This window comes from Flammeovirga sp. SubArs3, assembly GCF_947387565.1.
GTDB lineage: Bacteria > Bacteroidota > Bacteroidia > Cytophagales > Flammeovirgaceae > Flammeovirga > Flammeovirga agarivorans.
Window position 1 is genome coordinate 889,200 of sequence record NZ_CANDOA010000002.1, and the last position, 14,991, is coordinate 904,190.

Genomic DNA, 14,991 nt, shown 5'->3' on the forward strand with positions numbered 1-14,991 from the left:
TTTAGTTACTTCAGTTTCTTTGTAATATTATCATAAATATATTCGGCATGAACTCTTGAATTTTCTATAAACCATGAGTTGGTTTTCATACCTCCACAAACAACACCGGCTAGGTATACATTTTCCATATTGGTTTCATGTGTTTCCGCATTATATTCGGGTTGTTTGATTTGATCTTCTGATAGTTTTATACCAATACGTTGTAAAAAGTCGAAATTAGGTTGATAACCCGTCATGGCTAAAACAAAATCATTCTTTATTCTGATTTCTTTTTCCTCTAAATGACTGTAGAAGATAATCTCAGTTGATGTGATCTCTTTTACTTCACTTTGAAAATAACACTTGATGCTACCTTCTTTGATGCGGTTTTCAATATCAGGTTTAACCCAATATTTAACTCTGTCGTTTATTTCAGGTTCCCTAATGATAAGCGTTACATTAGCTCCTTTTCTGTAGGTTTCTAAGGCACAATCGATAGCAGAATTGGCACTACCAATAACTGCAACCTCAGTGAAGGAATACAGATGAGGGTCGTCGTAGTAATGCTTTACTTTTGGTAAATCCTCACCGGGTACATGCATTAAATTGGGGATGTCGTAAAAACCGGTAGCAACAGTCACAGTTTTAGTGAGGTATGTTCCTTTTGATGTTTTTACTTCATAAATAAGATCTTTTACAGAGTGGGGTTGTACATCTAAAACGGTTTCAAACAGATGCATATTTAGATCCCAAGTGGTTTGTACTCTGCGATAATATTCTAATGCTTCTCTTCTTACAGGTCGATGATTGTGAGAAACAAATGGAGCTCCTCCAATTTCCAACTTTTCCGATGTAGAAAAGAAGGTCATGTTGACAGGGTAATTATATAAAGAGTTGACTAAACATCCCTTTTCGATGATCAGATAATTCAGGTCCCTTTTTTTTGCCTCAATTCCACAGGCCATACCTATTGGACCTCCTCCAATAATAATGCTATCGTATATCATTTTTATTTCTTCTTAAGGCGAATAATTTCAATCTTTTGTTTTAACTGATTAAAGTACTCTTTGTTCTCAAAAATGGAGAAACCAAAATCGTTAATTGCTAAAGCTAAATCGATATGTTCTGTTTCAGTTAAGTCGTCGAAAGTGGCTGTTAATTGTGCTCTTTTACCATCTTTAAATGTTCCATATAATGTAATGGAAACAGAGTTGACAGTAGAATAAACAAGCCTTCCACAATGTTTATAGTGTTCTTGCATTACTTTGGAAGACATTAAGGGAGCTTCAACTGCTTTTTTCCATTCCTCAGCCATATCACCCCAAAAAATATCATTGCTTCTTTCATTGATCTTTTGCATCAGAAGGTTGTAATCTGATACGAGTCCCAGAGGAAGTCTGTCAGTAAGAAGAGCAGCATATTTTTTGTGTTTATCAGGCCTAAATTGAAAACTTGCTTTTACTAAACCTGTAGAGTCATGTGTTAAAGTATCGAACATCTGAAATGTATGTTGTCTAAACTCCTGTAGGTTTTCACTTTTTAGCTTATTGACAAAAGCATTTTCTTCTTCCTGATAGGGGTTGTGAGCATAGATGATAGCAGAAGACATAGGAAACAAAGCTGTAGTGTTATGCATATGAAAAGTTCGTACAGCTTGCTGAACAGAATCTATAGAAAGCAAACTCATTAAATAGTCACTGTTTGCATCTGTAGTAAAATTGATTAATCCGCTTACTACCTCTCTAATTCTTACTTTTTCCTTTAATAATTTTCGGTTGTGATGTAGGTAATCATGCCATATTTTCATCTTATTAGAATTGGCATCGAATTTTTCCAACTCATCTAATTTCACTCTTTCAGTAGGAGAGAAGTTACCATTATTTACCTGTCTAACATATTCAAGTACATAAATCCAATAAACTAGTCCACCCACTGTACTTAGTTCATCATCATTCCATTTTATTAAACGTCCAAAATTATCATTGTAGGTAAGGTGAAATTTATCAGGGTTTTCCTCCATAAACTCTAAGAAATAACTGGGAGGAGTAATTTCTTGGGCATGAGTTATCTTACTAATAAATAGACATCCAAAAAAAACGACAATTGATAATGTTCTCATAAGTTTGAGGTTCTCAATGTTAGGTAGTAAAGTGAATACTAAAAAATCCCACAGCGCTTAACTGTGGGATCAAGTGACTGTTTAAGTCTTAAATATAATCAATTTTTTAAGGCGAATTTTCTTATTCGTCTTCAAGTATCATCAATTTTGCGAATGTAAGAATCAATGTTTTCTTTCCTACTTCTTCAAAAGCAATAATAGCTCTGCGATCTAATCCTTCTTCTGAAAGTTTTTCAACAATGCCGTCACCAAACTTCATATGACGCACTTTAATTCCAGCAGCGAGATTATCTGTTTTCGAAGGAACAAAAGGACGGTCATCTTTTGGTTTAACAACTTTCTTAGTGAAATTCGATGGTTGCTGACGTAGAGATCTAAAGTTGGAGAAGCCAGGTACACTTCCTGGTCCTAAGTCTTCATTGATTGAACTTCTTCTCATACTGATATATTGAGGAGAAATTTCATCTATAAAGCGAGAGGGATCACACATAATCTGTTTACCAAAACGATATCTTTGCAATGCGTATGACATGTATAGCTTTTGCTTGGCTCTTGTGATGGCAACATAGAATAATCTTCTTTCCTCTTCTAGATCTTCTCTAGTCTCCAGCATCATTTGAGATGGGAAAAGGTTTTCTTCCATACCCACTAGATAGACATAATCATACTCCAAACCTTTAGACATATGAATGGTCATTAAGGTAATGGCATCACTTACGTCTTCCTTGTCTTGAGTGGTGATCAAAGAAATCTCTTCAAGGTAGGTAACAAGACTTTTATCTTCTTTCTCTGGATCATCTGTAAAACCCTGAATACCGTTAAGCAATTCTTGAAGGTTGTCATAACGGTTTTTTCCTTCTGGAGTTTTGTCTTCGTAAAGCTCTCTAAGAATACCAGAATTTTTGGCAATAAATGAGGCAGTTTCAAATGCATTCTTCTGTTCTGATTGCATTTGGAAAACCTTAATCATATTCGCGAAGTTCTCTACCTGAGTAGCTACCCTTCCGCCAAAAAATTGTCGAATATTTGATACAACATCCCAGATACCTAATTTATTTTCTGCCGCCTTCACAAATAAGTTGTTGACGGTAGTTGTTCCAATACCTCTTTTAGGGTAGTTGATGATACGCTTAAATGCTTCCTCATCCTTAGGGTTGGTCACAAACTTCAGATAAGCGATCATATCTTTGATCTCTTTTCTTTGGTAGAAAGAGAGACCTCCGAAAATCTGAGCTTTGATGGAGAGTTTAACTAAAGCTTCCTCCAATGCTCTTGATTGTGAGTTGGTACGGTATAAAATAGCGATATCACTAGCAGGGATATGATCTTTTATAATGGCTTGTTGAATACTCTGAGCAACAGATCTAGCTTCTTCTAAATCAGATGGAGAGCGAATAACTTCAATTCGATCACCAATAGCATTTTGTGTAAATGTATTTTTCTCTAGTTGATTTTTGTTGTGAGCAATTACCGAATTGGCTGCTTCAACAATAGTCTGTGTAGAACGATAATTTTGCTCTAGTTTGATGACTTTCAACTCAGGGTAATCTTTTTCAAAGTTCAGAATGTTTTGAATATTGGCCCCTCTAAATGCATAGATGGATTGTGCATCGTCTCCTACCACACAAATATTACGGTTTCTTGCCGCTAATTTTCTTGTGATATAATATTGAGAGATGTTGGTGTCTTGAAACTCATCAATCATGACGTATTTGAACTTATTTTGGTATTTGTTCAAAACATCTAAATGCTGATGAAGAAGTACATTGGTATTAAAGAGAAGATCATCGAAGTCCATGGCGTTGGCTCTAAAACAACGGATGGCATATTCTTTATAAATTTCAAAAATCTTAGGTCTACCGCTTGCCTCATCTTCTAGTCGAAGATCATTATTTTGTTCATAGGCTCTCCATGATACTAAGTTATTTTTGGCACTAGAAATTCTAGATAAAACAACATTAGGCTTATATAGCTTATCGTCTAAACGGAAGTCTTTTACGACCCCTTTTATGACCGATTTAGCATCTTCAGTATCATAGATGGTAAAATTGGATTGATAACCTAGTTTTTCGGCTTCAAAACGAAGGATACGAGCAAAAACAGAGTGGAAAGTACCCATCCATAAGTTTTTTGCATCATCACCAACAGCTTCAACAATACGCTCCTTCATTTCTCTAGAAGCCTTATTGGTAAAGGTCAATGAAAGTATATTGAAAGGCTCAACGCCATTATTGATCAAGTGAGCAATCTTATAGGTTAAAACTCTTGTTTTACCAGATCCAGCACCTGCAATAATCATCATTGGGCCGTCCATATTCACAACAGCTTCTCGCTGTGGTGGGTTTAATCCTTCTAAATAATCCATCTTAATATTTATGATCTCTTCATTCTGAAATGCTAATTTACAATCAATTTTGTTACTTTTTTAATCAATTTGGCATTTTTCGTTAAAAAGATGCACAAACAAAATTCAATTAAAAAAGTTCTCTATATCGTGACCTTTTATTAGGCTTTTTTATGAAAAGTATATTACAATTTCAATTTCTTGCTTATTTATTTTGGTTTATTGGATGATATTTAGAAATTATGAATGTAATGCAATCGCTTGAAAAAATTAATGCTTAAGATGTATTGAAAATTGTCTATCTAGACTTTACTGCTATGGATTTTACTATCAATTTTGGAAATAGACCCATCGGAAATGGTGATTTACTTATCTCAGAACCATTTATGAAAGATCGTAATTTTGAACGATCAGTGATCATTGTGTGTGAACATGATGAAGTGGAAGGGTCTTTTGGTCTAATTTTAAATAAACCTTCTTTAGTTACGATCGAGGAGGTGGAAAGTAGGCTTGAAATAGATAGCCCAATATACGTCGGAGGTCCAGTAGAACAGGATACATTACATTACATCCATAAATTTAAAGATGTGACTAACGCAATACCTCTAAAAGACGGTTTGTATTGGGGAGGGAATTATGATGAAATCAAAGAATTAAATCATAAAGGCCTACTTAATGCCAACAATTGTCGCTTCTTTATGGGATACGCCGGTTGGGAAGAAAAGCAGCTTAGAGGCGAGTTAAGAGAAGATTCTTGGGTAGTTTCGAATATGAAATTAAACAATATTCTTGATGAACCTGTTGATACGCTATGGCAACATGTTTTGTATAACATGGGTGGCAAATACAAAGTGTTTGCAAATGCACCTAAGAATATTAGAATGAACTAGATTTTTATCATATAGTATACGATATTGTGTAGCCTTTGACTCAGAGCAGTTGGAGGCTACAATTTTTTAGAACAAAACTTTACTTTACATATAGAATGCAAAATCCTTTATTAAAACCTTTTAATACACCGTTTGGAACGGCCCCTTTTACTGAAATCAAAGAAGAACACTTTCTACCAGCATTTGAACAAGCAATAGTTGAAGCAAAAGAAAATATTCAAAAAATTGAAAGCAGTACAGATGCACCAACTTTTGATAATACAATCGTTGCATTAGAGCACTGTTCTGATCTTTTAGGAAAAATAAGTAGTATCTTTTTTAATCTGAATTCAGCAGAAACAAATGATGAAATTCAGAAGATTGCTCAAGAAGTTTCTCCAAAATTAAGTGGGCTTCGTAATGATATTTTACTGAACGAAAAGTTATTTGATAAGGTAAAAGCTGTATACGATCAAAAAGAGCAGTTAACACTGTCTACTGAAGACAGTAAATTACTAGAAAAATCATATAGCGACTTTGCTCTAAATGGGGCAGCTTTAGATACAGAGAAAAAAGAACAGCTAAGAAATGTAGATCTTGAGCTATCAAAGTTATCTCTTACTTTTGGTGAACATGTATTGGCGGCAACAAATGCTTACGAAATGGTTGTCGACAATGAAGCTGATTTAAAAGGATTGCCTGATGCAATTAAAGAAGCAGCTAGCATGACGGCAAAAGAGAAAGGAAAAGAAGGTAAATGGGTATTTACATTACAATATCCTAGTTATATACCATTCATGACTTATGCGGAGAACCAAAGCTTAAGAGAAGAATTATTTAGAGCATTTGGTAGCCGTTGTTTTGATGGAGGTGATAATGATAACCAAGAAATTGTACAGAAATTAGTACGTCTACGTAATGAGAAAGCACAATTACTTGGCTTTGAAAATTATGCAGATTATGTTCTTGAGAAACGTATGGCTCCATCACCACAGGCTGTTGTTGATTTCTTAAATGATTTACAGCAAAAAGCTCGCCCTGCGGCAGAAAAAGAAGTAGAAGATGTGATTGCTTATGCAAAAGCAAATGGAGCAGAAGAAGTGCAACGTTGGGACTGGGCATTCTGGTCTGAGAAATTGAAAAAAGAACGTTTTGATATCGACGATGAGGCTTTAAAGCCATATTTCAAACTTGAAAATGTTTTGAACGGCGTTTTTGATGTATCTAATAAATTGTATGGATTAAATTTCAAGGAAAGAACGGATATTCAGAAATACCATGAAGATGTAATGACTTATGAAGTTACAGATGAAAATGGTCGCTTAATATCAGTCTTCTATGCAGACTTTTTCCCGAGAGAAGGAAAAAGAGGTGGAGCTTGGATGACTTCATTCAGAGGACAAAGCTTTGTAGAAGGTGAAGAGCAAAGACCACATGTATCTATTGTATGTAATTTCACTAAGCCAACAGAAACAAAGCCATCGTTACTTACTTTCAATGAAGTAACTACATTGTTCCATGAATTTGGTCATGCATTGCATGGAATGTTGGCAGAAGGGAAGTATGAAAGTTTAACAGGAACATCAGTTTATTGGGATTTTGTAGAATTACCATCACAGGTTCTTGAAAATTGGTGTTATGAAAGAGAAACATTAGACCTTTTTGCAAAACACTACGAAACAGGTGAAGCTATTCCTCAGGAAATGATTGATAAGATCAAAGCATCTTCAACTTTCTTAGAAGGATATCAAACATTGCGTCAAGTTAGCTTTGGTTTGTTAGATATGGGATACCATAGATTAGCAGATGGGGTAGTGGATAATGTTGCTGACTTTGAGAAGGAAGCCATGGACTCGACATCATTAAATGCGATGGCAAAAGTAGAAGGAGTTAACATGAGTGTAGCATTCTCTCATATTTTCCAGGGAGGATACGCCGCAGGATATTACTCATATAAATGGGCAGAAGTATTAGACGCAGATGCCTTTGAGTTATTTAAAGAAAAAGGAATTTTCGATAAAGCAACTGCAGATAGTTTCAAAGAAAATGTGCTTTCTAGAGGCGGAATCGAAGATCCAATGGTACTTTATAAGCGTTTTAGAGGTCAAGAACCAAAGGTAGATGCTTTATTAAGACGAGCAGGTCTTTTGAACTAGACAAAAAAATGTGCTACCTTTGTACTTATTACAAAAATTGTTTGAACAAATAAGAGCTAGCTCTTTTAAAAATAGATAATTATGATTCAAGTTTCAGATGCAGCGGCACAACGCATTATTGAATTAAGAGAAAAAGAAGGAAGAGGTGATGACCAAAATGTAAGAGTTTCTGTAAAAGGAGGCGGTTGCTCAGGTTTAATGTACGATCTTTCTTTCGATGCAGAAATAAAAGATACAGACGATATCTTTGAAGATAAAGGTGTGAAAATCTATGTAGACAAGAAAAGCTTACTTTATTTAGTAGGTACTACATTAGACTTTTCTGATGGTCTAAACGGCAAAGGTTTCCAATTTGTAAATCCAAATGCCTCTAGAACATGTGGATGTGGAGAAAGCTTCTCTATCTAATTCCCACCAGATACAAAATATTAATGAAAAAACTACTTCAGAAATGGAGTAGTTTTTTTATTTTTGTTGTGATACTACTAGCTTGAATTAAGGAAATTCCTGATGAAAATATTAAAAAGTAATTATTTAAACTTTATTATAATATTCTGGTTCTGTTTACCTATCGCTGCTTCAGCAAATGATAAATCACCGTTCTTAATAGAAGTTCCAGATTATGTTGACAAAATTTTTATTCCATCATCAAAAGTGATGGTATTAAAAGATAGAGACTCAAGATATACAATAGACCAAATTGTAAATAATAATACAAAAAACTTTATCCCTCTTCCCAAGGTGGATAACATTGTTCTATCTGAAGAATCTTATAGTTATTGGGTTAAAATCCAATTAGAAGGAGAAGCATTATCGAAAGACCGATGGTTTTTTGAAATTCCTGATAGTCATGTCGGTGAAATTATTGCCTATATGCAAGTTGGAAACGATCCTCCAGTTTTAATGGAAAAGGCAGGGTATGATCATATTTATACGACAAGAACATTTAGACACAAGAATATCATCTTTCCGATCGACCAATTAAACATTGGTGATAATAAAGAGGTAAAAGTATATTTAAAATACACTTCACTGTTTCTAAATGTATTGTTCTATAAGATTAGTAAGTCAGAAACATTTTTAGAGTATTCCAATACAGAATACTTAATGCTTGGGTTAAACTATGGTATTCTAGTTTGTTTAATTATTACCTCACTTCTACTATATATTACCATTAGAGACAAATCATTGATTTTCTTAATAGCATTCTTAATTGGTAGTATTTGTGTGGGCCTCACCGAAGATAATTTAGGAGCAGAATATCTATTTACCAATAAGCCCTTTCTGAATTATATTCTAATGAAGTACGCTGCTCCTGTGAGTATGCTAACGATTGTTTTCCTTGCTGTACAATTTTTAGAGATTAGAAAAGAAGCATTTAAACTCTATTTAGTAATTGTTGGTATTGCCTTATTGAATGCATTTTATTTCTTGATCTTTAAATCCATGAACGATGTGATTTGGAGAATGCCAACATTTCTATTGCCTTTCTTATTGATCTTTGGATTCATTTTAACGAAACTAAAAAGAGAAGGTGTTAAGGTGACCTACTTCTTTCTAGGATACATTGTGATTTTAGGAGGATTAATAACCCAAGTATTGAGAAGTTATGGGATTTTTATCTCTGACAACATCTTAGTAGTGTATGCCTACAATATGGGGTTACTTATAACAGGGTTATTCATGACGTTATCTCAAACTGAAAAATTTAAAATTTTAAAAGAAGAGAAAGAGGAAGCACAACAAGAACTAATTAAAGACCTCCAAATAAGAGAAAGAGTTATTGAAGAAAAAGTAGTTGAAAGAACCGAGAAAATTAAAGCCCAGAACGAGATCATTGAGTTGAAAAATAAAGAATTAGAGTGGGTGAACAATGAATTGAATAAACAAAGGGTTCAAATTCAAGACTTAAATAGCCAATTACAAATAGAAAATGAACAGTTACATGTAGATGTTGAACACTTAGAAAGTGCAAGGGTACTGATGCAGGAGGTAACCTTAGAAGAGTTTGAAAATATGTTCCCTACTGATGAAAGTTGCTATGATTATCTAGAGGAAATTAAGTGGAAAAACGGTTATAACTGTAAGAAATGCGGTAATGAGTTGTATGCAAAAGGTACAGGTCCTAATAGTAGACGATGTAAAAAGTGTAATTATAATGAATCAGTTACCTCAGGAACCTTATTTCATCGTCTACATTTCCCAATTAAGAAGGCCTTTTATATGGTATTTATAGTATACTCTAAAAAAGGAGACATCTCTTCTACTAAGATTGCTGAGCTTTTAGAGATGAGACAGAATACATGTTGGAAGTTTTCAAAGAAAATCAGAGAAGCAATGGATGTGAAAATTCATGAATTTGGTTCAGAAGAAGAACTAAAAAAGAAAGGATGGGAAGCATTGATTTTGGCTTAATTTGATTTTTTCTCTAATAAAACAAGAATGGATTTTACTATATAAATGTTAAAATCCATTTTTTTTAAATGATAGTGTTATTACTTGTTAACAATACACTTATTTGTTAACTTATTGATTATTAGTAGTATTTGTTGCTTTTTTTTAAGTGATAAATTTTTTGTTCACCCCAAAAACACAATTTGCTCTTGAAATATTTTCCTATGACATTTGAATTAGAAAACAACAGTTGACGTCCCTGTTTTTTACTAGCAAGAGAGATATCAAATTTTTTATCTCTACAATTTATTCATTTATCGTATCTGACTTTGAAATGAAATTTTATCTACAGTTAAAAAAGCAATTTACTCTACTGCTATGCATTGGCATGTTAATAACTGCTAATGTGGTGAATGCACAAGAGAGAGTAATTTCAGGCGTTGTAAAAGACGCAAGTGATCAATCTGTACTACCAGGTGTTAGCGTACAGATTAAAGGTACATCAACCGGTACTATTACCGATTTTGATGGTCATTTTAAATTATCATTAAACCCTCAAGCTGAAGTTGTAGTATTTTCTTACATTGGATATTCTCCACAAGAAATTACAATTGGAACCCAAACAGAATTTACAGTCAGCTTAGAGCAAGATGTTGAACAGTTAGAAGAAGTAATCGTTGTTGGTTACCAAGTCCAAAAGAAATCAGTTGTTACTGGTGCTATTGCTTCTGTTAAAGCTGACGACATCACGCAAACTCCTGTACAAAATGCAGCACAATCATTACAAGGTAAAACTCCAGGTGTTTTAGTAGCTCCTGTTTCTGGTCAGCCAGGTGCCGGTATTGATATTCGTGTTCGTGGTACAGGTTCAAATGGAAATAACACTCCATTATATGTTGTTGATGGTGTACAAATGGATAACATCAACTTCTTAAACCCAAATGATATTGAATCGATCGAAGTATTAAAAGATGCTGCCTCAGCAGCAATTTATGGATCGAGAGGTGCAAACGGTGTAGTTTTAGTATCTACTAAGAAAGGTAAAGCAGGTAGAACAATTGTTTCATATGATGGTTACTATGGTATCCAAGAAGCATGGAGACAAGCTCCCGTAATGAATGCAAGAGAATATATGACTTTCCATAACGAAGGTTCAATTAACGCTGGTGGTGCTCCTCGTTTTACTCAAGACGAAATTAACTCAAATACAGTTGATACAGATTGGCAAGACGAGATGTTTAAACAAGCGCCAATTCAAAGCCATACTGTACAAATGTCTGGTGGTACTGAATCATCACAATTCTTAGCTTCAGTAGGTTACTTTGGTCAACAAGGTATTGTAGCTCCAGAAAAATCAAATTTTGATAGATATTCAATTCGTTTGAATTCTTCACACAAGATTTCACAATACTTTAAGGCAGGATCAAACATCACTTTCTCAAGAGAAGAAAAAGAAGGTATCAATGAGCAAAACCAATTTGGTGGTGTTTTACAAAATGCATTGTTACATGATCCATTAACTCCAGTATGGGAAGATGATCCTACAAAAATCCAAGAATACGATACTTATGCAGTAAAACCTGCTAACAAAGATGGTCGTTACTATGGTATTTCAGAGCAAGGTTTAAGAGAGGTGGTTAACCCAATGGCTCGTATCAACAATACTTACTCTGATGACGCCTCAAATAAGTTTTTAGGTAATGTATTCTTAGAAGTAACACCAGGTATTAAAGGATTAAGATTTAAAACAGATTTCGGTGTAGATATCGGAAACTGGGGTAACAGAGGTTACAACCCAGAAGCTTATTACAATAATGTAAACCAAGTAGCTACTTCGGGAGTTAACCAAGCTGCAGGTTCTTACCTAGCCTTCCAATGGGAGAATGTATTAACATACGAAAAGAAGATTGGTGATCATAAAGTAGATGCCTTATTAGGTACTACAACAAGAAATGGTTCTGGTACTAGTGTAGGAGCTTCTAGAAATAACTTACAAATACCAGGATGGCAGTATGCATGGGTTTCAAACGGTGCAGATGATGAAACTCAGAAAGGTTACGGTGGTCAAGATTGGCAACATAGATTAGTATCTTTCTTTGGTAAAGTAGGTTATAACTATAAAGAAAAGTACTTAGTGTCTTTCACAGCTCGTTATGATGGTTCTTCTAACTTTGGGCCAAACAATAAATTCGGTTTCTTCCCTTCAGTTCAAGCAGGTTGGATTCTTTCACAAGAAGACTTCTTAAAGAATAATGATGTTGTTAACTTCTTGAAATTAAGAGGTTCATGGGGTAGAGTAGGTAACGAAAACATTGGTGCTTTCGGTTACTTAGAATTATTCGGACAAACTCCTTCATATCCTTTCGGAACAACTCAAGTAATGGTACCAGGTTATGCAATTACTTCAATGTCTAACCCTGATCTTAAGTGGGAGCAAGCACAAGAAGTTGATTTAGGTATTGATATGGGATTCTTGGATGACAAAGTTACAGCAACTGTAGATGTTTACTCAAGAGAGCGTCAAAACTTATTAGGAGTACTTCCTGTTCCAGGTTTCACTGGTGTTGGTGGTCCTAACTACAACTTAGGTACAGTTAGAAACCAAGGTATTGAAGCATCATTAACTTACTCGAAAAGAGATGGTGATTTCCACTTTGATGTGACTGTAAACGGTTCATACAACGATAACAAAGTAATGGAAGTAGCTAACGGAGATGGTAAAATTTACGGTCCTGGCTTATTCCAAACTGAAGGTCAATTAATGATGGAAGAAGGTTATTCACTTCCTTACTTCTACGGATTTAAAACTGATGGAATCTTCCAAAATCAAGGTGAGATCGATGCTCATGCAAATGAAGGAAGCCCAATCCAACCAGATGCTCAACCAGGTGATATTCGCTATGTTGATGTTAACGGAGATGGTGTAATTGATCAAAATGATAGAACGAACATTGGTTCACCGGTTCACTCATGGATGTACGGTTTAAATGTTAGAATGGATTACAAAGGTTTTGACTTCTCAATGTTCTGGCAAGGACAAGCAGGTGGTAGCTTAGTAAATGGTACATTAAGACCTGACTTAAGACAAGCAGAAAACTATCCATCACGTTACCTTAACCGTTGGACAGGTGAAGGAACAACAAATTCATTCCCTCGCTTTACTTACGACGATAGAAACCAAAACTTAACACGTATGAACGATATGGTTCATGTTGAAGATGCTTCATACTTACGTTTGAAAAACCTTCAAATTGGTTACACTCTACCACAAAAAGTAAGTAAGAAAGTAGGTATGAGTAAATTAAGAATGTATGTGTCTGGTAACAACTTACTGACATTTACAAACTATACTGGAATGGACCCAGAAGTTGCTCACGGTGGTGCATGGGTAGGTTATGACAATGGTTCATACCCTCAAGCAAGAGCTTACTTATTCGGTTTAAATGTAACGTTCTAATTCAATAATTGACTCAAAATGAAAATCAAAGATATATTAGTTGCAGGTAGCATTTTAGTAGGCGTTATGTCGACTACTTCATGTACTCAATACTTAGAATTGACACCAACAGATAAACAGTCTGCAGATACATTCTTCAAGACTTCTACAGAAGCGAAACAAGCTTTGGTTGGTATTTACGAAAAACTTCGTTCTGATTATAACGGTTATACAAACAGCGTTCAGTTTTTTGATATGGCCATGGGAGATGATTCATATGTAGGTGGGGATCCATCAGGTACAGATATGATTGAGTACCAACGTATTATGCGATTCTCAGCTCAAACAAACAACTATGCTGCTCAAGTAGCTTGGAATAAATGTTATGGTGGTATTCAAAGAGCTAACACTCTTTTAGCCAACTATGACAACATCGACTTTACAACTGCTGAAGAAGATATCAAAAACAACTATAAAGGTGAAGCTTTATTTTTAAGAGCACACTTTTACTTTGAGCTTGTACGTTTGTTTGAAAATATTCCAATGTATACAGAGCCATTAATTGGTGAGGCTTGGAAAGAACTAGAGCAATCTACTCCAGAAGCTGTTTATGCACAAATTGCACAAGACATGAATGACGCTGTTGCATTAATGGCAACAGAAGCTCCAGAAGGAGACGAAGGTAGATTAACAAAATATGCTGCAGAGGCTGAATTAGCTAAAGTATTTTTATTCTACACAGGTTATTACAATAAGACTACTTTACCAACTACATCAGGTGCAGAAATTACATCTGACCAAGTAGTAACAATGTTAGATGATGTTATCAATAATTCAGGAGCATCATTAGTCGCAGATTACGCAGACCTTTTCAACCAAAATGGTAACTATAACACAGAAGCTGTTTTTGAAATCGCTTTTGCAAATACAGGTTCAGGAGATTGGGGAGACTGGTCGTATGGTAATATGTTCTGCCAAGTAAATGGTCCTCGTGGCCATAACAGTGATATCTTAGTACAAGGTTGGGGTTTCAATTCGCCGTCTAGAGATTTAGAAACATCTTTTGAAGATGGTGATGCTAGAAAAGCAGCAACAATTGTTTATGCTAAAGATCTAATTGACGCAGCAGGTTCTACATACCAAGCAAACTACAATTTTACATCAATGCATGGCTTCAAATATACAACACATAAGTGGAACCAAGCAGATGTGAATGTAGAATTGAACTGGGCACAGAACTTCCAGTATATCCGTTTAGCAGATGTTTTATTAATGGCTGCTGAATTAACAGTAGATTCAAATAATAGCAAGGCTTCTGGGTATGTTAACCAGGTGCGTAATAGAGCAGGATTAGGTTCTATTTCAGTAGTTACTTTGGATAATATTAAACAAGAAAGAAGAGTTGAATTAGCACATGAAGGTCATCGTTACTTCGATGTGTTAAGATGGTCAAATGGTAATATGGCAAATGTGTCATCAGAGATTAATGTTTCTAATTATACATTAACTCCTCCAACTGAAACAGACGCTTCATACATTGATGATCAAGGTCAAAACTTAACTGGTGACGTAGGTAATGCTTCAGACTTCGAAATTACTTTTGATGAGTCTAAAAAAGGTTTCTTACCAATTCCACAAAGTGAGATTGACTTACATCCATTGTTAAAACAAAATGCGGGCTATTAATTCTTAAG

Annotated in this window: 9 protein-coding genes; 6 read left to right on the forward strand and 3 right to left on the reverse strand. The window is 34.8% G+C overall.

All coding sequences use genetic code 11. The annotated features are described in order from the left end of the window. Positions 1 to 5: 5 nt before the first annotated feature. The 3 genes from QL232_RS08265 to QL232_RS08275 form a co-directional block, all read right to left on the reverse strand. The gene (locus QL232_RS08265) at positions 6 to 986 is read right to left on the reverse strand and encodes a YpdA family putative bacillithiol disulfide reductase (RefSeq protein ID WP_281613752.1); all 981 of its coding nucleotides are present in this window, start codon (positions 984 to 986) and stop codon (positions 6 to 8) included. A 2-nt stretch (positions 987 to 988) separates the two neighbouring features. Next, complete coding sequence (locus tag QL232_RS08270; RefSeq protein ID WP_281613753.1) at positions 989 to 2,098, reverse strand: hypothetical protein; 1,110 nt, start codon at positions 2,096 to 2,098, stop codon at positions 989 to 991. A gap of 121 nt (positions 2,099 to 2,219) precedes the next feature. Beyond that, the gene (locus tag QL232_RS08275; RefSeq protein WP_168881026.1) at positions 2,220 to 4,463 is read right to left on the reverse strand and encodes a UvrD-helicase domain-containing protein; all 2,244 of its coding nucleotides are present in this window, start codon (positions 4,461 to 4,463) and stop codon (positions 2,220 to 2,222) included. A 296-nt stretch (positions 4,464 to 4,759) separates the two neighbouring features. Here QL232_RS08275 and QL232_RS08280 point away from each other — a divergent pair, with 296 nt between their 5' ends. The 6 genes from QL232_RS08280 (at position 4,760) to QL232_RS08305 (ending at position 14,983) form a co-directional block, all read left to right on the forward strand. Further along, positions 4,760 to 5,332: a YqgE/AlgH family protein gene (locus QL232_RS08280; RefSeq protein WP_281613754.1), complete on the forward strand. Its 573-nt coding sequence runs from the start codon at positions 4,760 to 4,762 to the stop codon at positions 5,330 to 5,332. 95 nt (positions 5,333 to 5,427) lie between these two features. Further along, positions 5,428 to 7,467: a M3 family metallopeptidase gene (locus QL232_RS08285; protein ID WP_281613755.1), complete on the forward strand. Its 2,040-nt coding sequence runs from the start codon at positions 5,428 to 5,430 to the stop codon at positions 7,465 to 7,467. Positions 7,468 to 7,548: 81 nt separating this feature from the next. Then, positions 7,549 to 7,875 carry an iron-sulfur cluster assembly accessory protein gene (locus QL232_RS08290; RefSeq protein WP_168881029.1) on the forward strand — a complete coding sequence of 109 codons (327 nt, stop codon included), beginning with the start codon at positions 7,549 to 7,551 and terminating at the stop codon, positions 7,873 to 7,875. 102 nt (positions 7,876 to 7,977) lie between these two features. Further along, positions 7,978 to 9,882 carry a 7TM diverse intracellular signaling domain-containing protein gene (locus QL232_RS08295; protein ID WP_281613756.1) on the forward strand — a complete coding sequence of 635 codons (1,905 nt, stop codon included), beginning with the start codon at positions 7,978 to 7,980 and terminating at the stop codon, positions 9,880 to 9,882. A 313-nt stretch (positions 9,883 to 10,195) separates the two neighbouring features. Continuing rightward, positions 10,196 to 13,318 (forward strand): TonB-dependent receptor, encoded by a 3,123-nt coding sequence (locus tag QL232_RS08300; RefSeq protein WP_281613757.1) that lies wholly within the window; start codon positions 10,196 to 10,198, stop codon positions 13,316 to 13,318. An 18-nt stretch (positions 13,319 to 13,336) separates the two neighbouring features. Beyond that, the gene (locus tag QL232_RS08305; protein ID WP_281613758.1) at positions 13,337 to 14,983 is read left to right on the forward strand and encodes a RagB/SusD family nutrient uptake outer membrane protein; all 1,647 of its coding nucleotides are present in this window, start codon (positions 13,337 to 13,339) and stop codon (positions 14,981 to 14,983) included. The last annotated feature ends 8 nt before the right edge of the window (positions 14,984 to 14,991 follow it).

What these genes read in the sequence shown, in the direction of transcription:
- QL232_RS08265 (WP_281613752.1), bottom strand. Translation starts at nt 986, where the DNA reads ATGATATACGATAGCATTATTATTGGAGGAGGTCCAATAGGTATGGCC.
- QL232_RS08270 (WP_281613753.1), bottom strand. Translation starts at nt 2,098, where the DNA reads ATGAGAACATTATCAATTGTCGTTTTTTTTGGATGTCTATTTATTAGT.
- QL232_RS08275 (WP_168881026.1), bottom strand. Translation starts at nt 4,463, where the DNA reads ATGGATTATTTAGAAGGATTAAACCCACCACAGCGAGAAGCTGTTGTG.
- QL232_RS08280 (WP_281613754.1), top strand. Translation starts at nt 4,760, where the DNA reads ATGGATTTTACTATCAATTTTGGAAATAGACCCATCGGAAATGGTGAT.
- QL232_RS08285 (WP_281613755.1), top strand. Translation starts at nt 5,428, where the DNA reads ATGCAAAATCCTTTATTAAAACCTTTTAATACACCGTTTGGAACGGCC.
- QL232_RS08290 (WP_168881029.1), top strand. Translation starts at nt 7,549, where the DNA reads ATGATTCAAGTTTCAGATGCAGCGGCACAACGCATTATTGAATTAAGA.
- QL232_RS08295 (WP_281613756.1), top strand. Translation starts at nt 7,978, where the DNA reads ATGAAAATATTAAAAAGTAATTATTTAAACTTTATTATAATATTCTGG.
- QL232_RS08300 (WP_281613757.1), top strand. Translation starts at nt 10,196, where the DNA reads ATGAAATTTTATCTACAGTTAAAAAAGCAATTTACTCTACTGCTATGC.
- QL232_RS08305 (WP_281613758.1), top strand. Translation starts at nt 13,337, where the DNA reads ATGAAAATCAAAGATATATTAGTTGCAGGTAGCATTTTAGTAGGCGTT.